This is a genomic window from Streptomyces sp. NPDC088762, assembly GCF_044750905.1.
GTDB lineage: Bacteria > Actinomycetota > Actinomycetes > Streptomycetales > Streptomycetaceae > Streptomyces.
On record NZ_JBIVKT010000003.1, the window covers coordinates 205977 to 225104 of the forward strand.

The 19128-nt window shown below is 69.8% G+C and carries 22 protein-coding genes; 14 read left to right on the forward strand and 8 right to left on the reverse strand.

The window, feature by feature from the left end:
- The first annotated feature begins 227 nt into the window (after positions 1–227).
- The 5 genes from ACIP5M_RS09285 to ACIP5M_RS09305 all read left to right on the forward strand — a co-directional run bounded on the left by ACIP5M_RS09285 (position 228) and on the right by ACIP5M_RS09305 (position 2559).
- A complete protein-coding gene (locus tag ACIP5M_RS09285; protein ID WP_401194009.1) occupies positions 228–428 on the forward strand; it encodes a hypothetical protein in 201 nt (66 codons plus the stop codon).
- 77 nt (positions 429–505) lie between these two features.
- Complete coding sequence (locus ACIP5M_RS09290) at positions 506–733, forward strand: hypothetical protein (RefSeq protein WP_401194012.1); 228 nt, start codon at positions 506–508, stop codon at positions 731–733.
- A 57-nt stretch (positions 734–790) separates the two neighbouring features.
- Positions 791–1588: a nucleotidyltransferase domain-containing protein gene (locus ACIP5M_RS09295; protein ID WP_401194014.1), complete on the forward strand. Its 798-nt coding sequence runs from the start codon at positions 791–793 to the stop codon at positions 1586–1588.
- A gap of 45 nt (positions 1589–1633) precedes the next feature.
- Positions 1634–1774: a hypothetical protein gene (locus tag ACIP5M_RS09300; RefSeq protein WP_401194017.1), complete on the forward strand. Its 141-nt coding sequence runs from the start codon at positions 1634–1636 to the stop codon at positions 1772–1774.
- Between the two features lie 527 nt (positions 1775–2301).
- On the forward strand, positions 2302–2559 hold the full coding sequence (locus ACIP5M_RS09305) for a hypothetical protein (protein ID WP_401194019.1): 258 nt from the start codon (positions 2302–2304) through the stop codon (positions 2557–2559).
- A 135-nt stretch (positions 2560–2694) separates the two neighbouring features.
- On the opposite strand, the gene ACIP5M_RS09310 is transcribed toward ACIP5M_RS09305, so the two are convergent.
- Positions 2695–3165, reverse strand: a complete 471-nt coding sequence (locus ACIP5M_RS09310) for a hypothetical protein (RefSeq protein ID WP_401194021.1) — start codon at positions 3163–3165, stop codon at positions 2695–2697.
- 636 nt (positions 3166–3801) lie between these two features.
- Here ACIP5M_RS09310 and ACIP5M_RS09315 point away from each other — a divergent pair.
- The 3 genes from ACIP5M_RS09315 to ACIP5M_RS09325 all read left to right on the forward strand — a co-directional run bounded on the left by ACIP5M_RS09315 (position 3802) and on the right by ACIP5M_RS09325 (position 5712).
- Positions 3802–4245, forward strand: a complete 444-nt coding sequence (locus ACIP5M_RS09315; protein ID WP_401194024.1) for a hypothetical protein — start codon at positions 3802–3804, stop codon at positions 4243–4245.
- A 235-nt stretch (positions 4246–4480) separates the two neighbouring features.
- Positions 4481–5191 carry a helix-turn-helix transcriptional regulator gene (locus tag ACIP5M_RS09320; RefSeq protein ID WP_401194026.1) on the forward strand — a complete coding sequence of 237 codons (711 nt, stop codon included), beginning with the start codon at positions 4481–4483 and terminating at the stop codon, positions 5189–5191.
- 89 nt (positions 5192–5280) lie between these two features.
- Entirely contained in the window at positions 5281–5712 is a 432-nt protein-coding gene (locus ACIP5M_RS09325; protein WP_401194028.1) for a nuclear transport factor 2 family protein, read from the forward strand.
- A 348-nt stretch (positions 5713–6060) separates the two neighbouring features.
- Here ACIP5M_RS09325 and ACIP5M_RS09330 read toward each other — a convergent pair whose 3' ends face one another.
- On the reverse strand, positions 6061–6189 hold the full coding sequence (locus ACIP5M_RS09330) for a hypothetical protein (protein ID WP_401194031.1): 129 nt from the start codon (positions 6187–6189) through the stop codon (positions 6061–6063).
- 348 nt (positions 6190–6537) lie between these two features.
- Here ACIP5M_RS09330 and ACIP5M_RS09335 point away from each other — a divergent pair, with 348 nt between their 5' ends.
- On the forward strand, positions 6538–6717 hold the full coding sequence (locus ACIP5M_RS09335; protein WP_401194033.1) for a hypothetical protein: 180 nt from the start codon (positions 6538–6540) through the stop codon (positions 6715–6717).
- 24 nt (positions 6718–6741) lie between these two features.
- Here ACIP5M_RS09335 and ACIP5M_RS09340 read toward each other — a convergent pair whose 3' ends face one another.
- Together ACIP5M_RS09340 and ACIP5M_RS09345 are read right to left on the reverse strand one after the other, a co-directional pair.
- On the reverse strand, positions 6742–7476 hold the full coding sequence (locus tag ACIP5M_RS09340) for a dienelactone hydrolase family protein (RefSeq protein WP_401194036.1): 735 nt from the start codon (positions 7474–7476) through the stop codon (positions 6742–6744).
- A gap of 258 nt (positions 7477–7734) precedes the next feature.
- The gene (locus ACIP5M_RS09345; RefSeq protein WP_401194038.1) at positions 7735–9489 is read right to left on the reverse strand and encodes a serine/threonine-protein kinase; all 1755 of its coding nucleotides are present in this window, start codon (positions 9487–9489) and stop codon (positions 7735–7737) included.
- A 493-nt stretch (positions 9490–9982) separates the two neighbouring features.
- Here ACIP5M_RS09345 and ACIP5M_RS09350 point away from each other — a divergent pair, with 493 nt between their 5' ends.
- From ACIP5M_RS09350 to ACIP5M_RS09365, 4 genes are all read left to right on the forward strand, one after another.
- Positions 9983–10429 (forward strand): hypothetical protein, encoded by a 447-nt coding sequence (locus ACIP5M_RS09350; RefSeq protein WP_401194041.1) that lies wholly within the window; start codon positions 9983–9985, stop codon positions 10427–10429.
- Positions 10430–10465: 36 nt separating this feature from the next.
- The gene (locus tag ACIP5M_RS09355) at positions 10466–11431 is read left to right on the forward strand and encodes a TolB family protein (protein ID WP_401194043.1); all 966 of its coding nucleotides are present in this window, start codon (positions 10466–10468) and stop codon (positions 11429–11431) included.
- Positions 11432–11706: 275 nt separating this feature from the next.
- Positions 11707–12465, forward strand: a complete 759-nt coding sequence (locus tag ACIP5M_RS09360) for a hypothetical protein (RefSeq protein WP_401194045.1) — start codon at positions 11707–11709, stop codon at positions 12463–12465.
- A 111-nt stretch (positions 12466–12576) separates the two neighbouring features.
- A complete protein-coding gene (locus ACIP5M_RS09365) occupies positions 12577–12999 on the forward strand; it encodes a secondary thiamine-phosphate synthase enzyme YjbQ (RefSeq protein ID WP_401194047.1) in 423 nt (140 codons plus the stop codon).
- Positions 13000–13034: 35 nt separating this feature from the next.
- Here ACIP5M_RS09365 and ACIP5M_RS09370 read toward each other — a convergent pair whose 3' ends face one another.
- From ACIP5M_RS09370 to ACIP5M_RS09385, 4 genes are all read right to left on the reverse strand, one after another.
- A complete protein-coding gene (locus ACIP5M_RS09370) occupies positions 13035–15125 on the reverse strand; it encodes a SpoIIE family protein phosphatase (RefSeq protein ID WP_401194049.1) in 2091 nt (696 codons plus the stop codon).
- A 220-nt stretch (positions 15126–15345) separates the two neighbouring features.
- Positions 15346–15828, reverse strand: coding sequence for a hypothetical protein (locus ACIP5M_RS09375; RefSeq protein WP_401194052.1), 483 nt, complete (start codon positions 15826–15828; stop codon positions 15346–15348).
- A complete protein-coding gene (locus tag ACIP5M_RS09380) occupies positions 15825–17690 on the reverse strand; it encodes a glycoside hydrolase family 15 protein (RefSeq protein WP_401194055.1) in 1866 nt (621 codons plus the stop codon). Before ACIP5M_RS09380 ends, ACIP5M_RS09375 begins: the two co-directional genes overlap by 4 nt.
- A gap of 141 nt (positions 17691–17831) precedes the next feature.
- Entirely contained in the window at positions 17832–18260 is a 429-nt protein-coding gene (locus ACIP5M_RS09385) for a hypothetical protein (RefSeq protein ID WP_401194058.1), read from the reverse strand.
- 62 nt (positions 18261–18322) lie between these two features.
- Between ACIP5M_RS09385 and ACIP5M_RS09390 the strand changes: the two genes are divergently transcribed.
- Positions 18323–19045 (forward strand): helix-turn-helix transcriptional regulator, encoded by a 723-nt coding sequence (locus tag ACIP5M_RS09390; protein ID WP_401194060.1) that lies wholly within the window; start codon positions 18323–18325, stop codon positions 19043–19045.
- Positions 19046–19128 lie beyond the last annotated feature (83 nt).

Below are 19128 nucleotides of genomic sequence, written 5' to 3' on the forward strand. Positions count from 1 at the left end.
TTCCGACGAGGGGTGGCCCGGGGACAGCTCAGGGCTTGAGGTGGCTCTCACTTAGGCGACCACACATCGCAGGCATGCGTCGCCGTGGGTGTGGTGGATGTCGGCGGCAAAGCATCGAAGCCCTCGGCCTATCAAGTGCGCTTCCGCAAAAGGACATCTCCTGACGGAGTGGCAGCTTCGATGAAACCTGTTCGACCGTGACGCGCCGTGAAGGCAATCATGGGCGAATGACGTCGACCGCAGCAGCAATCGCCCTACAGGACCATGCCGCTCTCTGGAGTGTGGGGGAAGTCAGTGCGAGCGATGTCGTCAATGCGGCCTGTGATGCGCTCGTCGCGGGACTCGATACCCCCGGCCTTCGCATCCTCGCGGCCTGCACCCGCGCCGAGGCGGACTACGACGTCCACGACTTGCTTCCCCAGCACTAGACGAACTCGGCCTCACCTTCCATCCAGTCGCCAGCGAGAGTGGCCAAGAAGCCGCCGCGCGAGCGCTCGCACGGCGCATGCTCGCCGGCGAGCTGAAACCTTGGGAGCTGACCTTCCGAATTCATCGGCTCTACGGACATGAGCTGCCCGTGACAGAACGGCTTGCCGAGCTCTATGACGAGTACGCCATTCTCGAATACGGCGACAGAACCGTGGACCAGCTCGATGCCGAGGTCACAGCCGAAGCCCGCCGCCTCACAGCCCGCCCGAGCGTTCCCACCGAACCTACGGATGCCCCCAGCTGATGCACACGGACTGACCCGCGAGTTCCCACTGAACGAGCTTCAGCCCCTGAGGGCGGTATGACGGAAACCTGGTCGCCACCGAGCAAGGTTCCTGAAACCCTGATCACCATGAACGCGGACCCCGTCGACCAAGCCCAACGCCTCGTGCGTGACCGTTTCCCCCACGCGCTTGCCGCGGTCCTTGGCGGGTCGGTGGCTGCGGGGCGAGCCACTGCCAGCAGTGACCTGGACATCGCGGTGCTCATCGAGGAGGGCGGCGAGACCTGCCGGGAGACGATCCGGTTTGAGGGACGTGTAGTGGAGCTGTTCATCCACACCCGTGCCGGTCTCGCGGATCTCTTCGCTGCGGACATTGCTGCGCGTCGTGCGGTCCTGCAGACCTTGTACGCCACGGGGATCATCCTGGTCGATGCCGCTGGGGAGGCCGGCTGCGTCCGTGCCCGTGCTGAGGCGGACCTCCGCGATGGTCCTCCGGCGCTGGCACCAGAGGTGGTCGAGACGAAGAGGTATGGGCTCACGGATGCTCTGGACGATCTCGCCGATGCCGGTGATCGGATCGAGCGTCTGGCGGTGGCCGGGTTCGTACTCAGTGCGGCGGCAGATCTGCTCTGCGACTACCACCAGGCGTGGATCGGCAGCGGGAAGTGGCTGCCGCGGCGCCTTCTGGAAGCGGACGGGGAACGTGGGGCCGCCCTGCTCGAAGGACACCTGCGGCTGTGCACGTCGGGTGACCCGAGGCCCATGATCGACGCTGCATCAGAGATCCTCGCCCTGGTCGGCGGGCCTCTTCGCGAAGGCTATCGCCGGACTTGGCGCGGTGTCATTGAATCGGTCGCTGCGGCGTCTGGGCGCTGACGGAAGTTCATGACCGCGTGTTGCCGACTCGACATGCTGGTCGTCGTGGACGACGTCATCGGTGACCAGGCGGCCGATGCGGCTGGTGGGCTGGGTGAACAGCAGGCCAGACAAGCGGCGAGTGACTCTCGGCGAGGTGCTGTCGTCGGCGAGGACACGCTGCAGAGCGGTAATGCGCTGGTGTAGGCCCATCGGCTGGGGTTGGTGGTCGGGCGGTTCGGGATCGTCAGCCGCGGAGATCCGGCTGGCGGCCCGGCTCGACCACGAGGCCCTGTCCCGAAGACGTCGACCGATGCTGGCAGGCGTTCCTGCGACGGCTCGATGTCGCCCAGGCTCCGGGACTCCGGAGCCGGCCGGCCGCTGGACCTGTCTCTCTTGGCCGCGCACGCCCCAACTCGCCCTCGCCAGCCCCTCGCAGGGGATCTGCGCCGGCCATGGGAGCAGCCAGTGGAAGAGACTCACCCCAGCCCGCGTCCGGCGCGGGTTCAGGAACCTGCGCGCGAAGGCGAGCACGCCCCTCGGTGCACCGAAACCCACCCGCCCCGGTCTTCCCGCAAGTAGGGGACGAAGCCGCGGCGAACGACCGATGATGGCCGTCGATAGGCTGCTCGGTTCGCAGCCTCAGCTGCAGGTCTACAGGGGGCTACTTCATGGAGCACAGTTCTGGGCGGGAGAACGACCAAAGCCCACCTCGTTCTCGGTACACCCAAGACATGCAGGACGAAAGAAGCTCTGTGCGCGAGGCACTGCGCTCAGATCTGCCCGCCGCCCACTTGGGCTTGGGCGTGACTGTCACCGCCTTGATCGTGGTGGCCAGTTTCTCGGGCCCTCGATGGGTTTTTGTAGTTGGCGGAGCCTTCGGGGCCTGGTTCCTTCTCGCGCTGGCAGTCATTCACATCGGCAGCGGCCGTGGCTGGGACGCCGTCCGACGGGCCTATATCGCAACGTTCGGCTGGGCCAACTGGATCTGAACGCCCTTCGCTGCCCGTCCTCCACCGAAGCCGGATGATAGACACGAAGCTGAGCAATTGTTCGGGCCAGCCTCCTCGGCAGTACAGAGGAATTCGCCGTACATGAGACGATCTCAGACGCAGAGGGTCCGTGCGCTATCGAACGGGACCGCATTCATCGACCAGCACGGTCGGCTCCGACAGGAACACATCCGGGTCAGCGAGCCCGTAGGCGACGTTGAACGTGTCGAGCCAGTACGACCAGTCCGCGCGCCCGACGCCACTGAACCGGTAGTTCAACTGCCAACGGGCCCACTGGCCTGGGCTCAGGCGGATTGCTGGGTGCCTGCGCGGCCGGGACGGCATGCCGTACAGCTGATGCTCACGTGCCAGGACCCAGAGCCGGTCGCCCTCGTCGCGCAGGTTGAGACCGACTTCGTGGAGATCCACAACCCTCTCGTAGGGAACGAAGCCATCGTCCTCCGACGCCTCGACGAAATGCGCGAAGGACGGAGGCACCCTCGGCATCGAGAAGCCAGTAGGCACCGCGTTCCGTTGGGCAGCAGCCTCCCCGCCCCGCGAATGCTTCGTCCAAGACGTCCTGATCCACTGCACCGTGATCTCCACTGCAACCGCCTTTCGCCCCGGAACTACGTTCTCCTCCGCCTGATCGTCATCACGGTTGCGACACGACCGCCGCTCTCAGTTCGCAGCAGACGCTGCCGTCGGCGCCGCGGCTCGCCGGCCGCGCAGAACCTTGCAGGTGCGTTGCAACAGCTCCTCCTCCGTCCAGCTCCACCACGCCGAACGCAACGGAGTACGCCAGCCACCGTGCGGCCGCTCGGCGCCGCTGCGGAGCGGCGTGTGCGTCTCGACAGGCAGTGCTGCTCACTCTCGCGCAAGATGAATGCGTGTACCGCATGCGCTCGACCGTGCAGCAGCCGAGGGTCCCGGTCCGGTTGCCCCGGGCTCAGGCACCGTTTCGGGAATTACGCCGCTCCTGTCGTGGCCGACTCGCTCTCCTTCGACGACGCCATGCGGCTTGCGGTGCCTGCATGCCTATCTGCCCGGCCAGCCGACTCCGCCGCCCCGGAGGGAAGATCGTTTCATCCCGTGCGTGACAGGGGTGCTGCTCACTGGACTGCGGGGATGCCCCGCGAGGTACCACCACGAGGCGGGGTGGCAGAAGCCATGACGTGAGGACCGGAGGCGATTGCGGTCGAAGAATCCAACGTCGAAAACGGTAAACCGAAGGGATGAGCCGTGGATGCCACGACCCTCGAGCAGCTGAAGAGCGAATACCGCAAGAGCGGTGCCAGGACGGGCATCAAGCTTGACGACGACGATATGCGGAAGGCCCTCTCGCTCCTCTCGTATCAGGGAGGACCGGTAGTTGCGACTCCCGCCACGGAACTCCGCTACATCGAGGGCCTGCTGAGGCTTCCACTTGATTCCATCGGCGAATTCTCGGTCATCCCCGCCTCCGGCCAGGAACGATGTCGGTGCGGCCGCATACCGACCGCGCTGGACATCGTCGCCTACGCAGTCAGCCACAAGGTGCACGACGAACAGCTCCTGCGTGACACGGTGATCGGCGTGTACAACGTGTTCGAGTTCGCCGACGAGGGGCGCACGGCTCCGTGTCACCGGTGCGGACGGGAGTTCACGACCAGCAGCTACTGGACCCACAGCTACATGTATGCCTGACACGGCCGGCCGCGGCCGCCCCCTGGGCTGGCAGCTCTTGCCCGTCCGCTGTAGGACGTCGAACGCCACGAAAAGGCGGTTGCGGATCGCCGGGGCGCCCACGGCGCGGAGCTCGGGGCCGTCCCACCCCTTCGCGTAGGCCAAGCCTGTGTTCTTGGGCCGGGCCGTTTTTGGTTCCCCTTCGATCCACCGGCCGGATCCGCCGCCCCCCGGGGCATCGGCTACGGTCCTTGGTGTGAACCGTATCGAGCGTCTGTACGCCCTGGTGGAGGAGTTACGTGCGGTCTCGCCCCGGCCGCGCAGCGCCCGGTGGCTCGCCGAGCGGTTCGGTGTGAGCACCCGCACCATCGAGCGCGATCTCAGCGCCCTGCAGCAGTCCGGTGTGCCGCTCTACGCCGAACCGGGGCGCAGCGGCGGGTACGTGGTCGACAAGGACCACACCCTGCCGCCCCTGGCCATCACCCCGGCCGAGGCGGCGGCCCTGGCCGTCGCCCTGCACGGGCTGTCCGGGACGCCGTTCGCCGCGGACGCCCGCTCGGCGCTGCACAAGGTGTTCGCCGTCATGCCTCAGCATGAGCGTCAGGCCGCGCGTGAGCTCGCGGCTCGGGTACGGCTCGCCGCGAACCCCGTTCAGCCGCCCGCGCTTCCGCACACCCTGCGCGAGGCGCTCTCGACCCGCAGGCTGCTGCAGCTGTGCTACGCCGGCACGCAGGGCGCGGTCACCGAACACACCGTCGAACCCATGGGCTTCCTCGAGGGCGACCCCTGGTACCTCATCGGCTGGTGCCGGCCGAGCTCCGCCGTGCGCGGCTTCCGTCTCGACCGCATCCGTGAGGCGCGGGCACTGGAGGAGACGGTGGAGCCGCGTCCGATGGACGTCTCCGAACTGGAGGAGGGCCTTGGATCGGATTTCGTCGCACTCGATGAGCTCTATGGTTTCGCTTGAGCCGCCGCCCTGAGGGCTAAACACCGACAGGGGGTTGTCGCCACCGGCCCGGAGGCTGGGTGACCACGAACCGACCTTGGAAGGCACCCATGTCTGTGACGACGACCGCCACCACCGACTCCGCACCGCTGACCCGGGAGACCGGCACCCGCCTCGTAGAGGGCTGGGGAGCGCTTTGGAACGGAGATGTCGCCCTCGCCGAGCAGATCCTCGCCCCCGGCTTCCGGTTGTACTTCGCGGACGACTTCGGCGGTACCGGCTCCGCCGCCACCTTCGGCCGGGACGAGCTGACGGCGTTCATATCGGCCAACGGCCACGCCCTCACCGGTCTGACGTTCTCCGCCGACGCCGCACCGCTGGTCGACTCCGAGCGCGGCGAGATGGCCTGCCGGTGGAGCGAGAGCCACGCCGACGGCGGCGGAGACGTCGTGGTCAAGAGCGGCATCGACATGTTCGCCGTCACGGACGGCCGGATCTCCGCCGTGTGGTCGCTCACCGGCAACCGCCGCTTCGCGGTCTGACCGGCACGGCAAAGTCCGGGCCGGGCACCGGCCTCCGCTCGGGGACGGGTGCACCTTCCCTTCGGTTCACCCCTGCCCGTCGGCCACCGTCCCGGTGACCGCGGCGCCGGAGGCGCCTCCGTCGAGGCCCTTCGAGACGGTCACACGTCGGGTACAACGGCGCGGGCCGCCTCGGAAAGCGGACCACCGCTCGGTCGCCTCGTCTTGTGCCATGCTGCTCTGCACTGTGCGCGCGGAGGATGGCTGTCGCGGTGAGGACGTCCGCGTCGACTTGAGGGCCGGTGCGGGTCTCCTCGGTGGCGACCCTGACGCCGCCCGGGATCTACTTTGCCGGCCGCAGCGAACCGATCACCGACCTCGTCCGGGACGCCACCGGAGCATCGCCGACACGCTCGGCGCGGCCTCCGCCGCCAGCGCGCCGACCTGACCGGGCTGGCACGCGTCCGAGGCCACCACCGCCATCTCCGCCGAGAGCATGAACACCCTCCTCGACGCGTGCGCGGCTCCCTCCTCCCCGGCGCCCGTGACGCCGTTCACCGCCCACCTGGCGGAGCACCGCGCCTGGGCGGAGGGCCATCCCACCCCGCCCCAGGCCCCTCCACCGCTTCCTGGCCATGGCACGCGCCGGCCACTTCGCCGCCCCCCTGTGGTCGACGCCGGGGCGCTTCGGTGCCTGGCCCACCCACAAGCCGGCTCCCCGGTGGCGCTCGCAACCGCCCGCCGACTGCCGGTGTTCCGGGCGTGCTCACCCTTTGTGTTTACCGCTGCGATTTTTGGTAACAGGATGTAGTGACAGTCACTCAATACCCGGCGGAAGGCAGGAACATGGATCTCGTTGCCGGTCTCATCCTCGTCGCGGTCGTCGCCCTCATCGTCCTGCTGGTCGTGGCCCCCTCGGCGCCGTCACGGCGCAACCCCTTCCCCGGCCGCCGGCGTTCCGGCACGCGCAGGCTGAACACCGTCCCCCGGCAGCACCGCGCCGGCCATCACCACACCCCGCGGTGACCCTCACGGGGCGGCTGGGTCGCCTCACCTGCGTGCCAGGGCGCGGTCGAGAAGGGGCAGCAGGCGGTCCCAGTGGCGTTTCAGTCCGGCGGGGTCGAAGGCGTCGGTGTCGGCCATGGTGAAGCCGTGGACGGTTCCGGGGTAGATCTCCGACGTGTAGTCGGTACCTGCGGCGTCCAAGGCGCTGTTGAGCTCGGACAGTGCCTGAGGCGTCAGGTCGCTCGCGGCATGGCCGAAGTGGACCTGGGCGGCGATCTCGGCGAGAGCGTCGGGCCCGTCCACGCCCACGGGACCGTGGAACGCGGCGACGGCCGCCACCCGGCCCGGGTGGGCCGCGGCGGTGCGCGTCGCCAGGAGGCCGCCTATGCAGTAGCCGGTCACCGCGACCGGTCCAGCGGCGACCTCGGGTCGGGTGGTGAGGAACCTGAGGTAGGCGTCGGCATCGCTCAGGACCCGTTCACAGGTGTGCGCCTCGATCAAGGGCATCAGTTGCGCGAAGATCGCGGACCGCGCCTCTTCTCCGATGTGCTCGGGAAGCTCGATCACCGGTGCCGGGCCGTGCCGGTAGAAGAAGTTGGGGACGAGCACGTAATACCCGTGGCGGGCGAGTTCGCGGGCCATGTTCCGCAGCACGGGCCGGATGCCGAAGCCGTCCGCGTACATCAGCACCCCTGGGTGCCGCTCGCCGTCGTCGGGGAAAGCGGCGAAAGCGTCGGCCTGGCCGTCCGCCGTGGAAATGTGCAGCGTCTTGGTGGGCATGGGTTCTGTTCTCCTGTCGTGGTTGACGTATCGAACGTGGTCAACACGACAGGAGGCGGAGCCCGTGCGCCGGTGCCGGTGCCTCGACCCAACAGCGGGCCGGCATCGGCCCGTACGGCGCTCAGAGCAGCGCCGGGTCAGCAATCCGTGTGTGGCACAAGGCCGTCCCGGTGATCATCCCGTCAACCTAGCCCACCTGCCAGGTGCGACGCCAGAGCCCCTAAGGTCCCGGATCGCTCCCCGGACTGTGGATCGGCTTCAACAGCGGGCGACCGTGCCGCTGTCCAGGCTGGATTTGTCACCGAACACCCAGCCTTCGGTATTCGTGCCTGCGATGCGGGCGTAGATCCACTTGTTGGCATGGGCATTGGTGACGTAGCAGTGGTAGTAGACCTTCGTGCCGGACTTGACCTCGGTCACGTAGGAGCACTCCGCGTACGGCCCGGTGTAGAGGTGGGTCTCCTGGGTGGCGTGGCCGGATCCGTCGCTGCGGTTCAAGTGCGCCCAGCCGGTGCACGCCGTCGACACCGGGGTGGGTTCCTTCACCGTGGAACCGGGCGTCGCCTTCGAAGACGCTGACGGGGCCCCGGTCGGCTTGCCACCTCCGCCGCTGGGCGTGGACGTGGGGTCTGTCTTCCGGTCCTCACCCTTCTTCGACGGGGTGTTGGACGCCCTCTGGCCCGGGCTGAGGGACTTCAGGTGCCCGGGGCCGCCGGTCGTGCTCGTCGCGGGAAGCGCCGCGTTCGACCCGCCGCCGCCCTCGACGCCTCGCGTATCCATCAGGGCGTAGGCGACTCCGCCGCCGGTGAGGACGGTCGCGGCCGCCACCGCGACGATCGTACGGGTGCGGCGGCGCCGCGTGCGGTCCGTCGTGGTACGGGTCTCGGAACGGCCGTCGTAGCCGGCGGGGATGCCAGGCAGCACGCCGGGCTGCGCGGCGGCCGCCGGCGGAGGGGCGGCGTACGCGCCGGCCGAGTAGGCAGCGACGGGCTGGGCTGCGGGCGGGGAGAGCGGCGTGCCGACGGCGGGACCGAAGCCCGGAGAAGCGGCCGGCTGGGGAGCGGGCGGGGAGAGCGGCGCGGCGAGCGCGGGACCGAAGCCGGGTTGGGTGACGGGCTGCGTGACGGGCTGGGGCGCCGGCGGCGCCGTGAGGTCCGCCGTCCCGCCTCCGGCCACCGCCTCCAGCATCCGGCGCGCCTGCCCGGCATCGGGCCGCTGCATCGGGTCCTTGGCCATCAGCGCCTGCAGCACCGGGGTGAGCGGTCCGGCGCGCCGCGGCGCCGGCAGCGGTTCGCCGACGATCGCCGCCAGCGTGGACCACACCGACGTACGGCGGAAGGGCGCGGCGCCCTCCACGGCCGCGTACAGCGTCATGCCGAGCGCCCAGATGTCCGACGCGGCACCCGGTACCTGGCCTTGTGCGCGCTCCGGTGGCAGATAGTCCAGTGAGCCGACGATCTGACCGCTCTGGGTCAGCTTGGCGAGGGCATCGTCGCCCGACGTCTCCATGCTGGCGATGCCGAAGTCGGTGAGCACGACCCGACCGCTGCGCTCGAGCAGTACGTTGCCCGGCTTGACGTCCCGGTGGAGGACTCCGGCCCGGTGTGCCGCGTCGAGCGCGTCCATCAGCTTGGCGCCGATCGCGGCCGCTTCGCGCGGATCCAGGGCGCCGCGCTCCGCCAGTACGGCGTCGAGGGAGGGCCCGTCGACCAACTCCATGACGATGACCGGCAGCCCCTTTTCCTCGACCACGTCGTGCACCGTGACCACGCCGCTGTGCCGGATGCGGGCGGCGGCCTGCGCCTCCCTCTGCATCCGGACGCGCAGATCGGCCAGTTCGGCCGGGGAGGCGTCGGTGTAGGCCCGCAGGACCTTGACGGCGACCTCGCGGTTCAGCAGCTGGTCCACCGCCCGGGCGACCACACCCATGCCACCGCGGCCGATCGTGGCGGTCACGCGGTATCGCCCGCCCAGAACCTCGCCGACCAGATCCGCGCCGTTCGCCCCCGTCACCTGTCACATCCCGTTCGTCGCACTGTTCGAAATCCGCCACTGGCGGTCCAGGGTAGGCGTTCGCGTATGTGCGCATGCGCACGGCCCGGCCCTCGGCGCGGGGGTTGCTCCTGCCAACAGCCGTGATCACCAAGACATCTCACCTGAGATCAGGAGGGATCGAGCACGTGGAGCGCCCTCACGCCGCGATGCGGCCCGCTTCACGGCACTCGCTCGGCGCGGCCGGCACCGATATTCGCATGCGTACGACCGACCGGAGTCGGCTGCTTCTGAACGAGCCGGGCTCGGCCCGGCGCCAACTGCGGCACCAGCAAGAGGTGCCCTTGGCCCCGACGTCCCCGACGCCCGCCAGTGCAATGACCCCGCCACCGCCATCGCCCGGGCCGGCGGAGACCGTACGCGAGCGTCCTGAGCTACGTCCTGCACCAGCAACTGGCCCTGCCGCGCGGCGACGCCGCAGAACTGTGCGAGGAAATGTGGCGCGACCTCGACCGTGCGCCGGACAATCCGCTGCTGCTGTCGCTGCGCGCGGGCGCTGCTCCTCGCCGGGCGGCCGGACGAGGCGCGGGACGTCTACTCCCGGCTCCGCCCGCTGCTGCCGATTCCCACGTCGAACCCGCCGTGGCCCGCGGTGCTGCTGAATCTGGTCGACCTGATCGAGCTGACCGGTGACGCTGAGGCTGCTCGGCTGGTGTACGACCAACTCGCGCCCTTTCGCCAGTATCCGGGAGCGCTCGGCACGTCCACCGCGTACTTCTGCGGCACCGTCAGTCGCGACCTCGGCCGTCTCGCCCGGACCGCCGGCCGGCCGGCAAGAGCCGCTGAACTGCTCCTCAAGGCGCCGGCCCGGGACCGGGCCTTGGATCGAACTTGCCGCACGGTGGGAGCACCACTGAGTCGGGCCGCAGCCGAGGGGGCGCGGCCGAGACGGCGGGGGTAGCCTCGAAAGGGGCAGGTGGCGCGGGAGATGGTGTCCATGAGGCTGCGAGCACGGTATCTGATGGTCGGCGCCCTGGCGATGATCATGCTCGCCCCGTGGGCACCGAATTCATATGCGGCACCCGACGCCTTTCCAGGCCGGAACGGAAAGATCGTCTTTGTGAGCAACCGCGACGGTAACGACGAAATCTACACCGTTAACGCGGGCAGAACGCGTGAAGATGTCGCCTCGCTGAGGAGACTGACCAACAACTCAGTACCCGATCGGGATCCCGTCTTCTCGTCCGACGGCAGCAAGATCGCTTTCGCCAGCCTCCGCGATGACAACTGGGACATCTTCACCATGAACGCCGACGGCACCGACGAGATGAGGATCACGGAAGAAGCGTCGGGTGAATTCCAGCCTTCCTTCGCTCCAGGGTTTTCCCGGCCGCGGCAGACCATCGCCTTCACCAGCACCCGAGACGTATCCGCGGGGCAGCCCTTCAACCACGAGATCTACCGGCTCGACCCCGAGAGCGCCCGGCTCGCCATGCAGCTCACCTTCGATCCCGAACTGGACACGGAGCCTGCCTGGTCTCCGATCGACTGCAAGATCGCCTTCTCCAGCAAACGTGCCGGCGGAAACCGCGACATCTACATCATGGGATGCAGTGGTCTGGATCTGCGGCGGCTCACCACGGACCCGGCAGGCGACTCCTGGCCCGCTTTCTCTCCCGACGGAAAGAAGATCGCCTTTCAGAGCAATCGGAGCGGAAACGCCGATATTTACCTGATGAACATCGACGGAACCGGGCAGCAACAAATCACAACCGACGTGTCGGACGATTGGCAGCCGGCCTTCTCACCGGACGGCACATCGATCGTCTACACCTCGTGGAACAGACTGGGGAACGCCGACATCTACACCAAGAAGCTGGACGGAACGGCAGAAGAGAGGATCACCAGCGGGCCCGCCGACGGAGTGCGCAACACCCAGCCCGACTGGCAGCCGGCCCCTTGATCCAAGTTCTGCGATCTCCTCTCAGGATGCGCAAGAAGGCACGCGTCGCCTCTGACTCGCGCGTGTACGACTGGCGGCTGCCGTCCGCCCGGTGGGAGTCAGCACCAGGCCCCACGATGGGCTGCCCACGACGGCCGGGCCCGAGTGAGGCGGATCCTTTCCCCAGTACGACTGATCCCTCCGTGCGGGTGGTACCACCGTGCTGACCCAGCTCGCTGCTGCGGCGCACCCCTATAACGAGACCCATCACGTTGATCGACTGATGGGTCCTCACCATGCCGCTCAAGTCCGCCGTGCGGATGCTGGCCACGCTCGGCCTGCTCTCCGCCGCCGCCATCGCCCCCGCCGCGGCCGCCGCCCCTGCCGGCCACCCTCCCCTCACCGTCCACACCTCCGAGCGCGCCGGGGCGCCGGCGGTCCGGGCCGCCGAGGACGATCTCACCACCCCCTGCGGACCGACCGTCGAATACCGGGCCTGGGACTGGTGGCGCACCACCACCAACCCGGCCATCGCCCGCCCCGTCGCCGCCGCGGCCGCGGACGAGCGCTGGCAATGGCGCACCGATGTGAACACCTTGTGGCGCGGCGACACCCGGGAGACCGTCGAGGACATCTTCCAGACCGGCTTCACCCCCCGGGGTGAGCGGGTGACGCCGCTGGCCGAGTACATCGTCAAGGGCGGCGGCCAGGACAGCGCACACCTCAGCACCAGTTGCGAGCAGTGGGTCGCCCAGAAGTTCGCCACCTACGGCAGCGCGAAGACCGGCTGGGTGTACGAGATCCACGCGCCAGGCGGCATCGACGTGAACGCCACGGCCCACCTGAACGACTACAGCTCGCCCTACCTGTGGAACAAGGAGATCGACTTCCCGGGCGGGGTCCAGGGCCGCTACATCAAGGGCGCCTGCAAGTACCGCCTCGTGCGCACCGACCCGCAGACCAAGGTCAACACGTACGACGGGCTCGGCTGCAAGACCAACGCCGACTTCGCCCCGTACGCCACCGACGCGGCCGCCCTCGCCGCGACCCGCTGAACCCTCCAGTCCCACCACTGCCGGAGCAACGGGCCCGGGGCGCGTACAACGGCCCCGGTTCGCGCCGCCGCGCCTGACGGCCGGTCGCGGGCGCCGCGCGAGGATGGAGGGATGAACGACACCTTCACCACGCGGACCATCGACGTCACCACCGGCTCCGACGAGACCGTCCACGACCTGACGGCCGCCTGCGCCGGCTTCCTGCGCGACGTCGCGCGGGGGCGCGACGGGCTCCTCAACGTGTTCACCCCGCACGCCACGGCCGGTCTCGCCGTCATCGAGACGGGAGCCGGCAGCGACGACGACCTGCTGGACGCCCTGCGCACGCTGCTGCCCGCCGACGACCGCTGGCGCCACCGGCACGGCTCCCCCGGCCACGGACGCGACCACGTACTCCCGGCGCTCGTGCCACCGCACGCCACCCTGCCCGTCATCGACGGCGAACTCGCCCTGGGCACCTGGCAGTCGATCGTCCTGGTGGACACCAACACGGACAACCCCCGGCGCACCGTACGTCTGTCCTTCCTCGGCTGAGACAGGGGCAGGTGGAACAGGCCGTCGGCGCGGTCTCACCGGTCGGGGGAAGTCCGGATCAGGAGGAGGGCGATGTCGTCGTGGCGGGGCGCGGAGGCCGTGGCGTACGCGATGAGATCGTCCGCGACATCGTCCATGGTCCGGGTTTCGGCCCGGGCGAGCCGACGGGCGAGGTCTGCTGTGGTGCTGTCGATGTCGAGGCCGGGGATTTCGACGAGTCCATCGGTGTACAGGGCGAGGACCGTGCCGGGAAGCAGGGGGATCTCGGTGGTCGGGTAGCCGGCGTCGGCCTCGATGCCCAGCAGCAGGCCAGGGGGCACGTGCAGGACGTCGGTGCGTCCGTCGGGGTGGCGCAGGATCGGTGGTGGGTGTCCGGCGGTGGCGAGGTGCGCCCGGTGCTGCGCGAGGTCGATGTGGGCTATCAGGCAACTGGTGAACAGGCCCGGGTCCAGGTCGATCAGGAGGCGGTTGGTGCGGGCGAGGGCCTCTCCGGGGGGCGTGCCGGCGGTGGCGTGGGCGTGGACGGCGGTACGGACCTGTCCCATGAGGGCGGCCGCGGTGATGCTGTGGCCCTGGACGTCGCCGATGGCAACGGTGACGGTGGTGGCGTCGTGGCGGATGAGGTCGTAGAAGTCTCCGCCGATGTCCATGCCGCGGCCCGCGGGGAGGTAGCGCGCGGCCACGTCCAGGCCCGGGACGCGGGGAAGGGTGTGCGGGAGCAGGACCGATTGCAGGGTGTGGGCCAGTTCGTGCTTGGTGTCGTAGAGGCGCGCGCGGTCCAGTGCCTGGGCGATGAGGCCCGCCAGCGAGGTCAGCACGGCGCGTTCGGCCGAGGTGAAGGGGTGGGGCTGGTCGTAGGCGAGGACGAGGGAGCCGACGATGCGGTCGGAGGCGATCAGAGGCAGAAACGCCCATGAGGCCATGCCGTCCAGATGGACGGCTGAGGGGTACTCCTGCTTCAAGTCAGCGAAGCCGGCGAAGAAGCGGGGCACACCGGTGATCAGGACCTGTGCCGTCGGCGTGTCGGAGGTGAGCGGCATGGCATCGAAGCGGTCCATGAGCTCGGCGGTGTATCCGCGGTAGCCGATGATGTGCAGTCGGCCCTCGTGTGCCGTCATCACGGCCAGGGCCTGCGGGCCGAAGGCGGGCACGATCTGGTCCGCGACGAGATCGACGACCTCGTTCACCCCGACGGCTTCCGTCAGAGCGGCGGCCAGGTGCATCAGATGGTAGAGGGACGCGACGCCGGCCAGCTCAGTGGAAGGTGGTGGAGACCGGCGGGCCCCCGACGCCTCAGGGGCGGTCCCAGAGGTGATGTGGACGCTGATGCCGGAGGCGTCGGGGTAGAGCCGGAACGACAGCCACTGGTCGGGTGGACGCAGGGCGGTGAAGGACGTGGGCTGGCGGCTGACCACCGCGGCACGGTAGTGCTCTTCGAAGACGGGCTCGCGCATCCATGGCAGCACTTCCCAAGGCCGTGCACCCCGGAGGACCGCGGCGCCGGCCCCGACGAGGTCGGTCACGGCGGAGTTGAGGTACGTGATGCGGCCGTCCAGGTCCATGGCGCAGCACCCCACGGGCAGGCGCTCGGCGAAGTCGACCACCGCCTGTGCCTCGTCGCGCTCGGGGGTGGCGGAACCGGGCGGAGGAAGCACCCGGGGCTCGTCCGCCGCCCGCGCCGGATCCCCGCTGACGTCGGCCTGCTGCAGGAGTGCTCCCGCCGTGCGGCAGAAGACACCCATCGCCTCGCGCTCGGCCGGGCTCAGCTCCGGCGGGCGAAAGACGGGCCAGAGCAGCACGAGGCCGCCCGTCGGAGTGGTCGCGTCCGTGATCGCGGCGGCGGCGAGCATGAAGTCGTAGGGCAATACGAGTCCGAGCCTCGGGTAGCGTCGCGCGACCTCCTCGCGGCCGCCCAGCCACACCAGGCGCTGCTCCCGTATGGCGTCCGCGACCGGGATCCGTGCGCCCAGGTCGATCCGCGCCCACGGAGCAGTGATCTGCCCGGGGGCTCCCGACACCACCGCCAGGTGCAGAACCCTTTCACCTGCAGGAAGCCGGTAGACAAGGGCCACGGAAGCCCCGGTGGCCCGGACCAGCTCTGCCACGGCGGCATCGAGCCTCTCCACGGGTGACCCTCCGGCGGAGGCGGTCGGCGGCCGCACGCCCTCTCAGCGCCCTTCGTCATCGGTCGGCGAGGGCCGGGCGCGACCGAGTGGTGCCCGGCGGTACCGCCGGCGGCGGGCAGATCCGGGATGCTCCGGCAGCCGGGCTCCGCGCCCGTCACACCGGCCGTCACCCATAGGGCGACCATATGCCCGCCGTGCGGTGACGGCACCCCGGATCGAGTCAGGGGCCGAGCGTGGTGAAGCCTCCGACGATGGTGCCGTAGCCGATGTGGGCGAGGACGGTGACGACGGGAGTGCTCGGTCCGTAGTTGAGCATCAGGAAGCCGGGGGGTTCCAGAAGGGCCACCTCGGGGGCGCTGGTGAGCGGGCTTCCCATCCGGGGGTGGACGAGCGGCAGGAGAACGCTGACCAGTGCGGTGCCGGCGAACAGGCCGTGAAGGAGGCCGAACAGGGCGCCGAGCCACCATCCGGCCGTGCCGATCGCGAGGAAGACGGCGTAGTACGCGAAGGCGAAGATCTCGCCGTTGAGGAAGTGCATGAGGTAGCCGACGGCCTTGGCGCGCGTGCGGTCGACGGTCACCGCCGTGCCGAGCAGGAAGGGCAGGTCCATGCGCGTCAGGCGCATCTCTCCGGCGGCGCGTAATGCGGTGGTCAGCACCAGTGTGCCGACGAACGCCCCGGCGGCCGTGCCCCACGCGTTCACCCGCTCGCCTCCTCGGAAGCGGCGTCGATGGCGTGGGCGGCACTGATCAGCGCCAGGTGACTGAGCCCCTGGGGCAGGTTGCCGAGGAAGTCTCCGGTGGCCGCGTCGATCTCCTCGCTGTAGAGACCGACGTCGTTGGCCAGTCGAACCAGGTCGTCCATCAGTTCGGTGGCCTGGGCGAGACGTCCGGTGCCGGCGAGGGCCTCGGCGAGCCAGAAGGAGCAGGCGAGGAAGGCGCCCTCTGATCCGCTCAGACCGTCTTCGCCCGAGTAGCGGTCGACGTACGGCCCGTGCCGCAGCTCTTGCCCGACGGCCGTGATCGTGGCCCGCATCCGCTGGAGGTCGCCGTCGTAGCCGTAGAGGTGGCCGAGGAGGACGGCGGCGTCCAGGTCCTCGGTGCCGGCGGAGCGCACGTAGCAGTTGCGGCGCGGGGAGACGCAGCGCGTCTCGATGAACGCGGTGATCTCCTGGCGGGCGGACTGCCAGCGGGCGAGGTGGCCGTCGGGAATCGAACGGTGCGCGGCGAGGCGGGCCGCGCGGTCGAGCGCCACCCAGCACATCATCTTCGACTGGGTGAAGTGGCGCGGTGCGCTGCGTACTTCCCAGATGCCGGAGTCGGGTTCCCGCCACGTGGCGCAGACGAGGTCGGCGAGTTCGGCGAGGCGCCGGGCGATGTCCGCGTCCAGCCTTCCTGCGGCCCGGGCGTACAGCCAGGCGGTCTGCATCAGCTCGCCGTAGGTGTCGAGCTGGACCTGATCGGCGGCCGCGTTGCCGATGCGGACCGGCGCCGAGCCGCGGTAGCCCTGCCAGGGGAGCACCTCCTCCGTGGTGTGGGCCCCGCCGTCCAGCCGGTAGAGGACCTGCAGGCGGGGGTGGGTGAGGTGGGAGGCGTGCATCAGCCACCAGAAGTACGCGTGCGCTTCCGCGGGGCAGCCGAGCTGGAGGAAGGCGGCCACGGTGAAGGCGGAGTCGCGGACCCACGAGAAGCGGTAGTCCCAGTTGCGGGCGCCTCCGACGTGTTCCGGCAGCGAGGTCGTCACCGCTGCCGCGACCGCGCCCGACGGGGCGAAGACCAGCAGTTTCAACGTGAGCAGGCTGCGCATCACCGCCGCGTGCCACCTGCCGGTGTAGATCCGGTCGTCGGCCCAGCGCCGCCAGGCCGCGCAGGTGCGCTGCAGGCGGGCCTCGCACTCGACGCGAGCCGGCAGGACCAGCGGCTCCTGACGGGCGAAGGGCACGGCGATCAGTGCGCTCCCGCCCGGGGAGGTGAAGAAGCCGCCCGTGATGGCCTCCCCCTCGCACCTGGGCTCGCCGGCCTCCCAGGCGCAGACGGCGAGCGCGTCGGCACCGGCTGTCGCCACCGGCACTCCTGCGCGCCGGACGAACCGCGTGGTGCGGGTGCCGTAGCCGAATCGGGGCTCCACGCTCCACCGCATCGGCACGGCCCCGGATACGCCGTCGATGCGCCGCAGCAGCTCGCGCATCGGGGCGAGCGCGGCCTCGTCGTGGAGGGTCAGAGCGTCGGTCGTCCGTACAGTGCCCCGTGGGGTGACGAACGTCGTCTCCAGCACGTTCGTGCCGGGCAGATAGCGGCGCTCGCTGCGGTACGGAACCGTTGGTTCCAGGAGGAACCGGCCGCCGCGGTCGACGTCGAGGACAGCGCCGAACACGGCGGGCGAGTCCAGATCCGGCAGCCCCAGCCAGTCCACCGACCCGTCGCGGGCGACCAGGGCGGCTGACCGGCCATCGCCGATCACGGCGTAGTCGCGCAGGGGAACGTAGCCGCCGGTCCGCGAGACCGTGCTCGGCCGCCGGCGATCGGTTCCGGCAGAACCAGGGACGGCTCCATGGATGCCTCCCATGCCTTCACCATCCCATCGGCTCCGTCCCACCGCTCGCGCGTGGCGCTGATGACGGTTCCCGGACGACCCGGGGAGCAGGGCGGTGGTGGGTGGTGCCGCGGGGCACCACCCACCGGAGGGGCTCGGCGGACTCGGGGCTGTTCACCGCTTGACGTGGTAACGCCGGGCGAGCCGGGCGAGCGCCACGGCACCGAGGAGCAGACCGAAGTCACGCAGCGCGATGTCGTAGTAGCCGGGGATGGTCAGCAGGTTGACGATGATCCCCGCCAGCCACCCGGCCACCAGCCAGCCCCCGAAGCGCGGAGCCAGCGCCACGGCGATGCCGGCCACGATCTCGACCACACCGACCGCGTACATGGCCGCCTGGGCGCTGCCGGGAACGAGGTCGTCGATCCACGGCGCGAGGTAGGTGGGCCAGTCCACGAGCAGGTTGGCGAACTTGTCCAGACCGAACAGGATCGGCGCCACCGTGAATCCGGTACGGAGAATCACGAACGCCTGGTACCCGGGGTCGGCGAGCGCCGCCCGCCGCCAGGCCGCGAAAGTGGTGCTTGTGGTTACGGACGACATGACCCTCTCCTTCTAACGGCAAGGTTCATTTCCTATAGAAGCTCCCTTCTGCTCTTTAGTCAATGGCTGTGGGTTTTACACTGGGGGGCGTGGACACCCCGAAGGAAGTACGTGACCCAGACGTCTCCGCTGTTGCCGCTCTCGATGAGCCGACCCGCAGGAGGCTGTACGACCACGTGGTGCGCCAGCCGAGCGCCGTCAGCCGTGACGAGGCGGCCGCGGCCCTCGGGCTCGCCCGGAAGACGGCTGCGTTCCACCTGGACCGCCTGGCTGACGAATCGCTGCTCGACGTCGTCTACGAGCGCCGCAGCGGACGCTCCGGACCGGGCGCGGGCAGGCCGGCGAAGCTCTACCGCCGGTCGGCGAGGGAGGTCGTCGTCCACTTGCCGGACCGCCGCTACGAGCTGGCCGGACGACTGCTCGCCCAAGCGGTGGAGGAATCCGACGCGACCGGTGAGCCGGTGCGCCAGGTGTTGCACCGGAAGGCCGAAGAACTCGGCACTCAGCTGGGCGAGCAGAACGGGACGAACGTCTGCGAACTGCTGGAACGGTACGGCTTCGAGCCACGCCGCGATGACGATGCCGGTGTCGGTGCCGGTGCCGGTGCCATCGTCCTGGCCAACTGCCCCTTCCACGCGCTGGCGCAGGCACACACCCAGACGGTGTGCGGCATGAACCTCCACCTGCTTCGCGGCATCCTCCGCGGCCTGGGCACGTCCGGGCTCGAGGCGTCCCTGGCGCCGAGCCCCGACCGCTGCTGCGTACGCCTGCAGCCGACCGCCTGAGGGACCTGCGGCCGTCGGGCCTGCCGAACTCCCCCACGCCGTCAGCCTCCTCGGCCAACCGGGAGACCGACAAGGCACCGTAC

Excerpts from the sequence above, each read along its gene's own strand:
- ACIP5M_RS09390 (WP_401194060.1), top strand. The coding sequence starts at position 18,323 with ATGGCTGTGGGTTTTACACTGGGGGGCGTGGACACCCCGAAGGAAGTA.
- ACIP5M_RS09360 (WP_401194045.1), top strand. The coding sequence starts at position 11,707 with ATGCCGCTCAAGTCCGCCGTGCGGATGCTGGCCACGCTCGGCCTGCTC.
- ACIP5M_RS09305 (WP_401194019.1), top strand. The coding sequence starts at position 2,302 with ATGCAGGACGAAAGAAGCTCTGTGCGCGAGGCACTGCGCTCAGATCTG.
- ACIP5M_RS09330 (WP_401194031.1), bottom strand. The coding sequence starts at position 6,189 with ATGCTCTCGGCGGAGATGGCGGTGGTGGCCTCGGACGCGTGCCAGCCC.
- ACIP5M_RS09335 (WP_401194033.1), top strand. The coding sequence starts at position 6,538 with ATGGATCTCGTTGCCGGTCTCATCCTCGTCGCGGTCGTCGCCCTCATC.
- ACIP5M_RS09295 (WP_401194014.1), top strand. The coding sequence starts at position 791 with ATGACGGAAACCTGGTCGCCACCGAGCAAGGTTCCTGAAACCCTGATC.
- ACIP5M_RS09290 (WP_401194012.1), top strand. The coding sequence starts at position 506 with ATGCTCGCCGGCGAGCTGAAACCTTGGGAGCTGACCTTCCGAATTCAT.
- ACIP5M_RS09325 (WP_401194028.1), top strand. The coding sequence starts at position 5,281 with ATGTCTGTGACGACGACCGCCACCACCGACTCCGCACCGCTGACCCGG.
- ACIP5M_RS09365 (WP_401194047.1), top strand. The coding sequence starts at position 12,577 with ATGAACGACACCTTCACCACGCGGACCATCGACGTCACCACCGGCTCC.
- ACIP5M_RS09385 (WP_401194058.1), bottom strand. The coding sequence starts at position 18,260 with ATGTCGTCCGTAACCACAAGCACCACTTTCGCGGCCTGGCGGCGGGCG.
- ACIP5M_RS09285 (WP_401194009.1), top strand. The coding sequence starts at position 228 with ATGACGTCGACCGCAGCAGCAATCGCCCTACAGGACCATGCCGCTCTC.
- ACIP5M_RS09380 (WP_401194055.1), bottom strand. The coding sequence starts at position 17,690 with ATGGGAGGCATCCATGGAGCCGTCCCTGGTTCTGCCGGAACCGATCGC.
- ACIP5M_RS09340 (WP_401194036.1), bottom strand. The coding sequence starts at position 7,476 with ATGCCCACCAAGACGCTGCACATTTCCACGGCGGACGGCCAGGCCGAC.
- ACIP5M_RS09355 (WP_401194043.1), top strand. The coding sequence starts at position 10,466 with ATGAGGCTGCGAGCACGGTATCTGATGGTCGGCGCCCTGGCGATGATC.